16 protein-coding genes are annotated in these 12,544 nt (G+C 32.3%); 2 read left to right on the forward strand and 14 right to left on the reverse strand.

Annotation, left to right across the window (positions count from 1 at the left end; all coding sequences use genetic code 11):
• Positions 1–122: 122 nt before the first annotated feature.
• The 9 genes from U8307_RS02020 to U8307_RS02060 all read right to left on the reverse strand — a co-directional run bounded on the left by U8307_RS02020 (position 123) and on the right by U8307_RS02060 (position 7,357).
• Entirely contained in the window at positions 123–1,847 is a 1,725-nt protein-coding gene (locus tag U8307_RS02020) for a sensor histidine kinase (RefSeq protein WP_326909766.1), read from the reverse strand.
• On the reverse strand, positions 1,834–2,526 hold the full coding sequence (locus tag U8307_RS02025; protein ID WP_326909768.1) for a response regulator transcription factor: 693 nt from the start codon (positions 2,524–2,526) through the stop codon (positions 1,834–1,836). The genes U8307_RS02020 and U8307_RS02025 overlap by 14 nt, the downstream gene beginning before the upstream one ends.
• Positions 2,527–3,074: 548 nt before the next feature.
• Positions 3,075–3,629, reverse strand: coding sequence for a dihydrofolate reductase family protein (locus U8307_RS02030; RefSeq protein WP_326909770.1), 555 nt, complete (start codon positions 3,627–3,629; stop codon positions 3,075–3,077).
• Between the two features lie 14 nt (positions 3,630–3,643).
• A complete protein-coding gene (locus U8307_RS02035; protein WP_326909772.1) occupies positions 3,644–4,552 on the reverse strand; it encodes an Mph(B) family macrolide 2'-phosphotransferase in 909 nt (302 codons plus the stop codon).
• Between the two features lie 140 nt (positions 4,553–4,692).
• Positions 4,693–5,292: a TetR/AcrR family transcriptional regulator gene (locus U8307_RS02040; RefSeq protein ID WP_326909774.1), complete on the reverse strand. Its 600-nt coding sequence runs from the start codon at positions 5,290–5,292 to the stop codon at positions 4,693–4,695.
• A gap of 232 nt (positions 5,293–5,524) precedes the next feature.
• Positions 5,525–5,851, reverse strand: a complete 327-nt coding sequence (locus U8307_RS02045) for a HepT-like ribonuclease domain-containing protein (RefSeq protein WP_326909776.1) — start codon at positions 5,849–5,851, stop codon at positions 5,525–5,527.
• A complete protein-coding gene (locus U8307_RS02050; RefSeq protein ID WP_326909778.1) occupies positions 5,817–6,149 on the reverse strand; it encodes a nucleotidyltransferase family protein in 333 nt (110 codons plus the stop codon). Before U8307_RS02050 ends, U8307_RS02045 begins: the two co-directional genes overlap by 35 nt.
• A 376-nt stretch (positions 6,150–6,525) precedes the next feature.
• The gene (locus U8307_RS02055) at positions 6,526–6,657 is read right to left on the reverse strand and encodes a hypothetical protein (protein WP_326909779.1); all 132 of its coding nucleotides are present in this window, start codon (positions 6,655–6,657) and stop codon (positions 6,526–6,528) included.
• A gap of 463 nt (positions 6,658–7,120) precedes the next feature.
• A complete protein-coding gene (locus U8307_RS02060) occupies positions 7,121–7,357 on the reverse strand; it encodes a hypothetical protein (RefSeq protein ID WP_326909780.1) in 237 nt (78 codons plus the stop codon).
• A 177-nt stretch (positions 7,358–7,534) separates the two neighbouring features.
• Here U8307_RS02060 and U8307_RS02065 point away from each other — a divergent pair, with 177 nt between their 5' ends.
• Positions 7,535–8,026 carry a hypothetical protein gene (locus U8307_RS02065; protein ID WP_326909781.1) on the forward strand — a complete coding sequence of 164 codons (492 nt, stop codon included), beginning with the start codon at positions 7,535–7,537 and terminating at the stop codon, positions 8,024–8,026.
• Positions 8,027–8,129: 103 nt separating this feature from the next.
• Here U8307_RS02065 and U8307_RS02070 read toward each other — a convergent pair whose 3' ends face one another.
• Positions 8,130–8,291, reverse strand: coding sequence for a hypothetical protein (locus tag U8307_RS02070; RefSeq protein WP_326909784.1), 162 nt, complete (start codon positions 8,289–8,291; stop codon positions 8,130–8,132).
• Positions 8,292–8,646: 355 nt separating this feature from the next.
• Between U8307_RS02070 and U8307_RS02075 the strand changes: the two genes are divergently transcribed.
• Positions 8,647–9,033 carry a hypothetical protein gene (locus U8307_RS02075; protein WP_326909786.1) on the forward strand — a complete coding sequence of 129 codons (387 nt, stop codon included), beginning with the start codon at positions 8,647–8,649 and terminating at the stop codon, positions 9,031–9,033.
• A gap of 246 nt (positions 9,034–9,279) precedes the next feature.
• Here U8307_RS02075 and U8307_RS02080 read toward each other — a convergent pair whose 3' ends face one another.
• The 4 genes from U8307_RS02080 to ltrA all read right to left on the reverse strand — a co-directional run bounded on the left by U8307_RS02080 (position 9,280) and on the right by ltrA (position 12,511).
• Positions 9,280–9,711 (reverse strand): hypothetical protein, encoded by a 432-nt coding sequence (locus U8307_RS02080; RefSeq protein ID WP_326909787.1) that lies wholly within the window; start codon positions 9,709–9,711, stop codon positions 9,280–9,282.
• 114 nt (positions 9,712–9,825) lie between these two features.
• The gene (locus U8307_RS02085; protein ID WP_326909789.1) at positions 9,826–10,050 is read right to left on the reverse strand and encodes a BhlA/UviB family holin-like peptide; all 225 of its coding nucleotides are present in this window, start codon (positions 10,048–10,050) and stop codon (positions 9,826–9,828) included.
• Position 10,051: 1 nt separating this feature from the next.
• On the reverse strand, positions 10,052–10,408 hold the full coding sequence (locus U8307_RS02090) for a sigma factor-like helix-turn-helix DNA-binding protein (RefSeq protein ID WP_326909791.1): 357 nt from the start codon (positions 10,406–10,408) through the stop codon (positions 10,052–10,054).
• Between the two features lie 867 nt (positions 10,409–11,275).
• Entirely contained in the window at positions 11,276–12,511 is a 1,236-nt protein-coding gene (ltrA, locus tag U8307_RS02095) for a group II intron reverse transcriptase/maturase (protein ID WP_326909793.1), read from the reverse strand.
• Between the last annotated feature and the right edge of the window lie 33 nt (positions 12,512–12,544).

A 12,544-nucleotide genomic window follows, 5' to 3' on the forward strand; every position in this document is an offset into this window, starting at 1 on the left:
TAAGACGTAAATTATCCAATTTTGTTCCATCTACTGACAACTCTCTACTGACAACTCTTATTTTAAGCGCCTAACATGTAGTATATACAATAACAACTGAACCGTAGCCTTGTTTCTGTAGATTATTTAAATTTAAACCAGAAGGCTGCACCATCTTCTTTGTTTTTTACACCATATGAAAACTTGTGCAATTCTAAAATTGAACGTGCAATTGAAAGTCCAAGTCCTGTGCCCTTTGTATTGCCTCGCTCTTTGTCCCCTCTTTTGAAAGGAAGCCAAATATCTTTAATAATATCTTCCGGTATATGACTGCCGCTGTTATATACTTCGAATGTATCTTCAATTATTTCTATGTTTATTTTTCCGCCCTCTAATGTATTTTCAATAGCATTAATAAAAAAGTTATCAACAACACGCTCTAATAATATTTTGTCTGCTTGTATAACTGCCTCTCCCGCAATGCTGACAGTTATAGATTTTTCATCACAAATACTTTTGTAACGATTTATAATTTTGCTGCTTATTTCACTCAAAGATACTTCATCAAATTCAATTTTGAAAGAATCTGACTCTAACTTAGACATATCAAGCATTTGGTGTATAATTTTGTCCATGCGTTCCACATTTTTTTGAATATTGCTTGCATAATGCTCTCTTTTCTCAGTATGAACATCTTCCTGCAAATTTTGAGCATAACCAGAAATTATGCTTAAAGGTGTTTTTAAATCGTGAGCTAAGGCATCTGTTGTTTCTTTTCGCTGTTTTTCAATTTTCTCTTTTTTCAAATATGTTTTGTATGTTTGATTAGAAAGTATAAGAGAAGCGATACCAAATACTATTAAGCATGATATCCAAACATATATTAGCGTAGAAGAAATGCGCTCCCATATGTTAATGTCAATACCTACAGCAGTATAAAATTCACTGTATAAACTTTGATCATCTAACATCCGAATTGAATTTTGATAAGGCACTACCAAGTAATAGCGATATGTTAATATATTTACTCTTTCAACAGGCTTAATGTAATTAGGAAACCACCATTTTTCCACTGGTTGTAAATAATTCATTAAATTTGATTCATCTGTAACCATTTCACGAAGTTCATCTTGATTTTTACTGTTTAAATTTTCGTTATACTCAGGAATAATACTGCCAAATTCATAATACGGTAAGTTCTTAATATTATTATAATCTTTGAAGTAGAAATTTCCTTTGCTAATTGTTCCGCTTCTTGAGGTTACATTACCTTCTTCATCAAACTCACAAGCATACATACGAGAAGCAGATATACTATGGGGAATAATCATTTCATCATCCACCCAAAAACTATCTATATGTATTGAATATCCAGCAAGGTCTCCAACATTCTCTGCCTTAGGTTTAGCATATAAGTAATTTTCAAGTTTTTTTATTTCTTCCTCACTAAACCAATCATCTATTTTTAATAACCCAACTCTGTCCTTTGATTGTTTCCCTTTTTCAAACTCTCTATAAATACATTTCCAATAATCTTTTGTACTATATGTACTGTAAATTAGCTCATAATCACTTGTAAATATTGCAGTTTCAGCACCATTTAACAAATATACAGGTGATTTCTCTACAAACTCCTTTTTTACATCAGCTAAATCAATAATTTGTTTGTCATTGTCAATATTATTATTTAATATTTCCTCCACCCTATCATTGATCTGTTGGGCCCGATTTCCAAATTCTTTTCCTGCAGCTTCCTTTTCCATAGATACTAAAAATGCTGTAAAGCCAATCATCAACACCATGTAAGTTAATAAAAACGTGCTAAATATACGAATATAAATTGAGTGCTTCATCTTATTTTTTTTCATTAATAGCCTCCAATTTATAACCCTTCTTAAAAATGGTTTTAATTTGAGTGGAAGATGTGTCTAAGGCTTTTCGTAATTTCTTTATATGGTTATCAACTACTCTGTCATTGCCATCAAAATCATATCCCCAAATTCTGATTATAAGACTGTCACGACTTACAACTTTACCTTTGCTTTCCATAAGAATTTTTAATATCGCAAATTCTATAGGGGCAAGTATTACCTCTTTATCGTTTACATAAACAGTGCAGCCATATGGGTCTAATGTTATACTACCTGACATCATTGTCTCTTTCCGTACCATTCCTTTTGAGCGTCTCAAAAGAGCAGTTACTTTTGCATAAAGCTCTGCCAAGGAAAATGGTTTAGTGACATAATCGTCGCATCCTAACTGATATCCGTGCAATCTATCGTGTTCATTATGCTTTGCAGTAATAAATATAATTGGAACATCGCTGTTTACTCTTAATTCTCTGCATATTGTAAATCCATCAACCTCAGGTAGCATAACATCCAAAAGTACTAAATCATAACCATTGTCCATGGATTTTAATTGACCTTCAATTCCTGTCTCTGCTGTATTAATATCTAAAGCTCCTTCACTTTTGTCAATAAAATAATCTATAATTATTTCCCTTATTTCCGGGTCATCTTCAACTAAGAGAAGTTTAAATGCCATGTTACCACCTCCAAGAGTATAATAACATATAAATATATCTTTTTTGTATCCAAATAAAAATTTTTAGGACTCTCTTAAGACTGTCCTAAAACATCCCCACTTACTTCAATACAATTCCATATCGGTATACCTGTTTATAATACTATTTCTGGTGCCAACATATGATACAATGATTAAGCCTAACAATATTATTACTACCGAGGCATCTAAAATTATGTCTTGCCCCAGCTGCAATTCTACATCCATATTAATAACTACTACAGCTTTTTAAGCTACTAATTAATTACTTAAATCTCTATTCATTTTTTCTAAGCATTTTTCTGGATTAAGATTTGTTAATTTCCAGTCTTGGTCTTCAATTTTTATATATTGAGCAATTTTGCCTGGCCTAGTGTTCCACACCCTGCAGATTTACCCTTTTGTGGATTAGCAGTTTCTCTTAATAAAGAGCCTGTAGAAGCAAAACACCCACAAGCAATTTTCTATTTATTATTCATATTTAATAAAAGCATTTTAAATTCAGAGCCTTTACAAGTTGTGCCTCATATCTATTTCTTAATATGCTGATAACAAAGCTGAACAACACCTGAAGAGAATCTCCTAGTGTCAACTAGTTTGAGCTCTTGTCTCTGCTTTATATCAACAAATAAGGGTTTGCCTGCTCCTAAAATAACAGGGTGAACCGAAAGCCTATACTCATCGACAAGTCTTAAGTTCATAAATGTTTTTATAAGACTGGCTCCCCCATATAGCCAAATATCCCTACCCGGTTCTTCCTTTAATTTGTTTACTTCTTCCGCTATATTGTCATTTATTATCATTACGTTATTATCTATTTTGGTTAGCGTTTTTGAAAACACATACTTCTTCTTACTATGAACCAATTCCCAAATCTCTCTTTCCATAGCAGAACTTTCTTTTCCTGGAATATATGTTCCCCATAAATCATAAGATTTCCTACCGTATAAGATTGCATCAACGCTACTTAAAAATTTAGTAAAGTTCATTTCTTCATCCATTATACACCAGTCAGTTTCTCCGTTTATGCCCTCAATAAATCCATCTAAAGAAACTGCCAAATCCAAAACTATTCTTCTTGACATAATGATTTACCCCCTTAAATATTGTCTATTTCCAATGCTTTCTTCGCCATCCGGACATATTCCTCAACACCAGATACCACTGCAAATTCAGCAATTGAAACCGGATACGCAGCTACCAGTTCAATAATATGTTCTTTCATCTTAGGCCAATAATATCCACCTGCTTCTTTATAAGCAAGAATCAGAGCTTCTAGTCCTTCTTCTCCAAAAGCCTTATAGTTGAAAACAAAGTCATTTGAAATATCTGTAACCTTAGCTTCAGTCCAGTCGATTAATCCAGTCACGTTAGCATCCTTATCAATCATAGTATGGCCGGCATGTACATCCCCATGAATCAGTCCAGTTTTCTTTGGCCACATATCATCATCATTAATCCATATCTGCCACCTGTTCCATAGATTATCACCCACACCATACTTTGCTTTTACCGCATCCATGCGCAACTTCATGGTCATTCTTACTTCTTCAGGCGTTTGAACAACTAGACCAAGTTCAGCGGCTTTATCACTAGGTATGCTATGAAGCTCTGCCAACACCCTACCTAGCGACTTGTGAAATGATTCTGGAACATTATTTATGTCTATCTCCCAAACATAGTTACCTATGTTATGATCTATCGTTCCTGCTGGCACACCATCTAACTTCTTATAAGCTATTAGTTCATCTGTGTAAATAATCCAGTTTGGTGCCTGAAAAGATTTAGCATACTGATTTACCAAATCCAAAGCTTGTTTTTCTACCTTTGTTCTAGGCATTACATCTTCCCTTCTAGGCAATCTTAGAACCCAATCAGTTCCATTTTCATCTTGTGCAAAAACAGTTTGAAAATCAAGCCCAGATTCATTAAATTGCATTGTTCCTTCTTTTAGAAAAAGATTTTTCTTTTTTATTATCTCAATAACTTGTTTAATATCTTTACTCATAAAAAATCACTCCTGACTTTAACTTTAATATATCAATTATGAACTTAATACATGCTTTGATATAGCATTAATAAGTTTATTCCAATCTGTCATAACTTATCACCACTTTTCTACCTTCAGTTTATAATATAATTACTTAATTATGTCCGCGCAATTTGATTGGCAACAGCTTCGAATAATAACTCTCGAATCCTCTCATAATTATATTGCTGCAAATCTCCTTTTTGAGAACCTATTAATAAAGTTGATCTTAAAACTCCAGCTATAACTTCTGGATCTTCATCGATAATCTCCTTGGAATCTTGACGTATCTTTATAAACTCAATAAGAGGGCGTATACTTCTAAGATTCTCTGAACCAACATACTCTGGGCTTAGCTTTCTAGATACTATTTTATACTCCTCAATATCGTAAACCAACCTTTGAGTTAAAATCTTAGATTCTAGTTCCAAAACCATTTTATTTAAGTACATCTTTATAGCTGAACGTATATCCTCAGTAGCTATCACCTCTGGCCAAACCTCTTTTTTAATCTGCTCTCCCTCGTGTGCTAACAAATCCATATATAACATCTCTTTTGACTCAAAAAACACATAAAAGGAACTCTTCGCAATCCCAACAGAAGAAGTAAGGTCTTCAATAGATGTACTTTTAAAACCTTTATCTATAAAAAAATGATACGCCACATCAAATAATTCTTCTCTAATTTGTTCTTTCTCAGCTTCATTGAATTTTGCCATTTTCAGTCTACCTCCTAGTAAAAAAACATAAAAACATATTATATATTTGTTTTTATAATAGCAAAAAATAATATAATTGTAAACAGTTATTTCTAAAATAAAACTTTTCTATTTTATCTAATTTTAATTTGTTCACTGCAATTATTGTAAAACCCTTATGCTCTTTCTATCTATGCTATATTCTCACTTCCTACTTCACTATATAACAAATTCCCCATGTCTTCATTTAATATTATTCATATAATTTAGATAACTTCTTTTTCAATACTATTATATCAATTTCAATTATCTCCCATATCAACTTTAGATTTACCCCTTCGTAATCATGTACTAAACGGTTTCTTAAACCTTTCATTTTAAACCATGGAATTTCCGGATTGTTAACTATATATTCTTTATCAAGTTTATTGACTAACTCACCAATTTGACTTAGATTAAACACGCACGCTTCTGCCATCATACTATTATTTCTAAATTCATCATATGTAGTATTACTTGTGTACTTTAATACTGAATCAATATAATTAATTATCTTTTGTATAATCTTCTGATTTTTCATATATTACCGTCCCTCCACTTTCAATCTCTTGAATAATTAAAGAATCAGGGTCAATATGTGACTTATCAATTAAATCTATATCTTTTCCAAAAGCTTCAACAAGTATTTCAAGCAATCCAACAAAATCCAGTCCCCTTAATTTATTATTTGAGTCTATGTATAAGTCAATATCGCTGCCTTTTTCAGCTTTTCCATTAACATATGACCCAAACAATATTGCCTTACTGATAGGATATTTTCTTAATATTGGATTTATTATTTCTTTTATTTCTTCAATTGAAATAGTTTCAAAGCTCATGGTTTTCACTCCTCATTGTTAAGACCTAAAGATAATTCAGTTAAACTTCTAATTTATGTCAATTTTATTATACCCGGAAAAGTTGTAATATTCAATAAAAATATCGTCCTTTAGAATTTTTATACCTCCCCTCCGGGTTGCAAATTTCAACTTTTAGGGACGTCAACTTTTAGCAACTTTTAGGGACGGTTAGGTTAGAGGCGAATTGTAGTTTGCCCACGAAGAGTGAAGCCACGTCTACTTGAGATTATATATGGACATTCAATAATTATCCCTGTCTTTATTTTGACACAAATTATTTATTTGTCAATGAAATAATCCCTAATTCCATAGCTTTTTTACTTCTTTTTATGCTATATTAGCAATTTTTTGTACACTAAATAAAACTGCACACTTCTTTATTTATGGTTCTTAAAAATATATTTATTTTATATGTATAACCTTGACAGGTCTCTTCTTTAAGACCGCTCATTTCTAAACATCTTTGTAACTTTTCTATTGGATCCATTTTTTCCTCCCATGATTTTTAATTTGTATTGATTAAAAATCATAAAAGGTGGCCCTCTTGTAAATTCTAGTATTGATTTTTTTTGATTTATATGATATATTTTTTTCATAAAAGTAGGTGGTTTAAATGTTTTTTTATATTTTTTTGTGGTGATTAAATATTAATTGAAAATTTAAAACTTGTCTACTTTTATTTTGTAAAAAACAAAAAATGTTGAAGTGTATTTTTGTATACCTCAACATTTTTATATATTATCTTAATATCTTCTCCATATGACCTTTTGCGGGATTTTGTTTAAATACAACATAAAGCCATTGAAAAATCAATGGCTTTATAAGCTTTCTAACGTCTTTTTATCAGTCTTGTTTTTTATATATTTTTTGGCGTTTTTCATGCCGCCGAATTCTTTGAACATAAGACCTGTTTACCCACAGCCTCAAGTGTTATAAATAAGAATATATTCTTAAAATAAAAGCAAGAATAAAATAAAAGCAAGAATAAAATAAAAGCATGCTGCTATTTTATTTTGCCTTTCAGATAACTCAAAAACACCAAACAATATAGTACATATAAACATTAATACCTTCCATATAGTGTCAAATACACGTCCTATATTTGTATTGTAATAAAATAGTGATAATATTCCAGTTAGCCCCAGAGCTATACCAAATATAATTATTATTTTTTTAATAGGTTTCATCCCAGAACCATCTCCCTTTTTATTATAATATTCTCTCGGAATCTCCATCCCTTGAATTTCAAGGGTTTAAAGATTCTTTTTTATTAAAATCCCCCACTTTTTTATCAAAAAACACTTGACAAAGTCTCCAAAATATGCGGCGCTTCTCGCCCTTTACTTGTAAGGTATATTTTTTGATTGGAGGCGATTTTCATTTTACCTGTTAACTCTGGCGGTCATGCCGCCTATCAAAATCTTGTTGTTGAAATGTTTCGTAAATATTATCCTAATCCCGATGCGCTTGCTCGTTCTACTTGGGATATTATTGATCGTTTCTGGAACCTCGACCTTTCCTATACCGATATTTGTTTGAAAAACAAGTATTCTGTTTATGGTCTGAAACCCAGAACTCCTTCTTGTATGCATCGTTCTTATCTTCTATCTATTGACTTTAAAGTTACTTCTGTTACTGATTGGGTAGCACAGCTTAAGATTAATCCTCTTTATGCTATTCTTAGTGGTTTTGAAGTTGGTGACACTCCTGGTGTCGGTACATTTTATGATTTCTTTAACCGCCTGTGGGATTTTGATGGTGATAATCTTTCTTCTCCTCTGCATCCTCTTAAGGTTTCTGTAAAAAAACAAAAAAGAAAGGTGATAACGCTGCTCCTGTTGATAAAACAACTGTAGAACAACTACTTAATGAATTGGCAGATACAACTTTTTCACTGGAGGAACAGCCTTATTGTTCTCTTTTCAACATCTTTAAAAATGAGTTCCTTAATGTCTCTATTCAAAAAGGTCTCATAAATTCTGATAGTCTTGCTCTTGCAGGCGATGGCACTCCAGTTGTTACTTCTGCAAGAGAACGAAAATATCGAGTTTGTGACTGTGTTTCTAAAGGTATCACCAACTGTAACTGTGATAGGTACTTTTCACAGCCTGATTGCGACATCGGTTGGGATTCCTCAAGAGACTGTTTTTACCATGGTTATGATCTTTACATGCTTGTTGCCTCTGATTCTGAGAGTGATCTTCCTGTTTTTCCTTTGCTTGGTCCGGCTTCAAGGCATGATTCTCATGCATTTGTACATGCTTTTTTTCGCATGCAGAACTTTGCGCCTGAGTTTACCGTGAATAAACTTCTTCTAGATTCAGCTCATGATGCAATGCCGTTGTATAAATACTTTAAACTAAATGGAATCTAATCATTCATTGACTTAAATGAGAAACGTGGCATTAAAGTAAAATACAAAAATGACTTCACCATTGGCAAGGATGGTGTTCCTGTCTGCAAAGCTGGACTGAAGATGAACCATGATGGTGTTGAAAAAAGCAAATACCGTATTAAATTTCGCTGTCCGCTGGCAAGCAGAAAATATGGCTGTTCTTGTGAACATCCCTGTTCTGATTCCAAGTATGGAAGAACTGTGCACCTTGCTATGAAAGATAACCCTCGGCTGATAAACATACCGCCAAGAGATAGTGAAGAATGGAAAGCTGAGTATAATGCAAGAACATCTGCTGAGCGTTCTAACAAACGCCAGAAATTAGACTTTCTATTAGAAAGCGGCAGGCATCGCTCTACTAAGATGTGGTACTGCCGCCTCTATAGCATCTTGATGCTGCAACATCTCGATGCCTGGGATCTGCCTTATCAGTCAGATCTCAAACGATTAATTTTACATACTGCTTAGTTTAAGCAGTACATTTATTTTAAAACATAGTGACGGCTATGTCTATTTCTTATTCTCATTTTTCTAAATTTTCCACTTTTTTATTTCATTTTAGATAATATTTACTTTTCTAAGTTCATTAGTCCTTTGGGCTTTAATAATCACTCATGATTCCGAGAGATCATTATATTTATATTATAGATATAATAAATCAAAAAGTAAAGGTCTATCAAGTGACAGACCTTTTTCTTAATCTTAATTCAATTATTACAACATTTCCCAACCAGCGGGATTTGTGCAATGTATGGCAACAACTTCGAAATTTATTGGTATTTCATATGTTTCGTTGCTATATACTACTTTTCTTATTGTTTCTTCAACTCTAATCATGTTGTAATCCGAATGATTTTGAAGGAAGTCTTCCATATCTTCTAATTCGGATATAGCGTTTGTACATAAATCTTCCAAATCCTGTAATTCACCCGCATAACCTCCAGATATTATACTCGCAGCCCAGATAGCCATAGCAGCCGGAGTTGCCATGAATAATATAGGTATCCCAACCAATGCGAAAAATTTGGACGCAATATTTGCTTCTTTTTCAATATCATCCTGGATACTCCTAGCTTCTTCTAACTCGCTTATCATATCTTGAATATCATTATAACTTAAATTTTCAGTTTTCTTATAAGTAGCCATTTTTATTTCTCCTTTATTTTATTTTTTGTTCGACACAATTCCCGGGTTAATTTTGTCTTACACTATATAGAAACGATTTTTAAAGAATAAATGTAAAGTGTTTTCAAAATTATTTTATTTTTTTATGTAATTTTTAATTTCGTTGACGCCAGTCCGTATATCTTCAACAATATCAAGCTTATCATTTAATGTGGCTATTATATTCTGATATGATTTTTCCCTTTCTTCTTGCTTTGCATCTCTTTTTTCTTGAGCTTTAAGTATATAAAATATCAGAATAATGGACAATAGTGCCCATATTCCCTGCGTTGTCGCAAGTTCATACAGATTCTCCTCCATATCAGTCATCCTCCAATTCTTTTTTTAACTTTTGCAATGCTTTTTTCTTCTGTGTATAAATCGTTTGCCTTGAAACATTCAGTATTTTTGTCAACTCTTTATAAGAGTAGTTATACATATATTTTCCTATGATTATTTTTTTCTGGATACTGTTCAGATTTCTAAGCATTCTGTAAAAGTTCTCCTCTTCCAGTCTTTCATAGCAATCATGACAAATAAAATCTGTTTCAAATGCTGTTATTTCAATATGTTTATTGATATTTTGTCTGACAATATCTATGTACTTGCTTCTAAAAAACCGCTTAATATAATTGATTATTTCGCCGTCTTGCCTGTTTTCAAATTTTTTCAAGTCCAAATTGTCTATAAATTCCAGCAGAAATATGGTAAGATCGGTTTGAGCCTCTTCATAATACAATTTCTTCCCATAATACTTAATACATGGGACAAACTTTTTTTATAATTCTTCCTTTGCCCCGATATCCCCGTTTTGGGCATTCTTTAAAAGTTCCAACACCCTTTTCATTTGTATATACCTCCCTATATAATAGGACCGTTTTTTTTGATGAAAATGTAACGGAGTTGGCGAAATTTATTATTAAGCTTATTTAACAATTTGGGTGAATCTGTAAATCTAAATATCAAATTTTCATTGAAAAACAGTGGTATTTTATAGGTATTCAATGGTTTAATATTTTGAAATCACCTTAATCCGTACCGCAAAATTCGACAAAGCAGTATAATTTTAAATGCTTTTTTCATTTATGGTACAATATAATTGCCACAAAGCTTTTTAAGAAATGTTCGGTCCAATTCACGGTTCAATTTTGCCTTATACCTATAGAAACAATTTTTTAATATCGAATGTAAACCTGTCTTAAAAATATTTATTCTTATACATTTACATTAAAGCAGTTATTTTTTATGTGAACTTTCCTTATTAAAATATAATATTGAATTTCTATAGCATGATATACTGTATTATTGTAAATTTAAGAAGATATAGTCTAGAATAAAAAAGTGTAAACAGGTCGTAAGACTTGTCTACCCTTTTTAAAAAACTGCTGAGTCACTGCGAATTTTTGTTTAAATACAATCGAGTAGGAGCTAAATAATTAATTTATTTAGCGTCCTCTCAGTCGAGTAGCAAAGAGGAGCTTCACCTCGATGCTCTCACAGAACCGTACGTGAATCTCTCGATTCATACGGCTCTTATCATTTTACCTTATGGTGTGAACCCAAAAGCCCAATGTGCAAACATGTTGGGCTCTCTTTTTGCAATTTCTTTTAGCCATTTATCAGCATTAGAACGATGATTTCTAAAGTGCTTGTATTTGGACATTGCCCATTTAACAAGTCTTCGATTTATACAGTCCATTGTATATTTCACAGCAGATTTATTATATTTGCTAAAATAATTCAACCATCCACGAATCATCGGATTAAGAATTTCAGCAACCTTTTCAATCTTGCTTCCTGACATAGAATGTATATTCTTTTCTTTTATTTTGTCCCTAAAGGACTTGGCTGATTTCCTGCTCACTTGTGGCAAAAAATTAAAATGTAATCTACCAGTTCTGTCTTTTATGAATATTCTTCTAAATGTGTAACCAAGAAAGTCAAACTCTGTATTCAGATATTCAAGTTTCCTGTCTTTATCCTTGCAATACACTATCTTAGTCTTTAGAGGATGTAATTCTAATTTACACTCATTCAGTCTTATATTCAATGCACTTAAAATTTCTTGAGCAACCTTTTCATTTCTACAATGAATAATCGCATCATCAGCATATCTTTCAAATGGTGCGTCCTTGTAGTTTCTTGTCAACCAAACATCAAAAGCATAGTGCATAAACAAATTCGCAAGAATTGGGCTTATTACCCCTCCTTGTGGAGTTCCACTAGTTCTTTCTATCATTTCCTTACCAACAATAAATGGTGCTTTTAGCCATCTTTCAATATAGAGCAAAATCCATGGTTCTTTAGTATGTAGCTTAACTGCTTTCATAAGTAATTTATGGTCGATATTATCAAAAAGTCCTTTTATATCAAATTCTATGACATAATCATATTTCCAACATCTTTGTCTTGCTTGCCCTATGGCATCAAGTGCCGATTTATTTGGTCTATATCCATATGAATCCTCATGGAAAACAGCCTCAATCTTAGACCCTAGATACATTTTAACAACCATTTGTGCTATTCTATCACTTATTGTAGGTATGCCAAGTCTTCTAGTACCTCCCGATTTCTTGGGAATTTCCACTGCTTTAACAGGCGGCGGAAAGTAGCTACCAGAACTCATCCTATTCCAGATTTTATACAAGTTTCCTTTCAGGTCTTTTTGAAAATCTTCTATATCCACTTCATCAATACCTGCACTTCCTTTATTTCTTTTCACACTTTTAAATGCTTCTAATACTACTAACTTTGAAATTTCATAAGGTTTGCTGCCTTTCATTTGTTCCTCCTGTTATTTACAGTTGTCATTTGA

Origin of the sequence: Sedimentibacter sp. MB31-C6 (assembly GCF_035934735.1) — a bacterium.
GTDB lineage: Bacteria > Bacillota > Clostridia > Tissierellales > Sedimentibacteraceae > Sedimentibacter.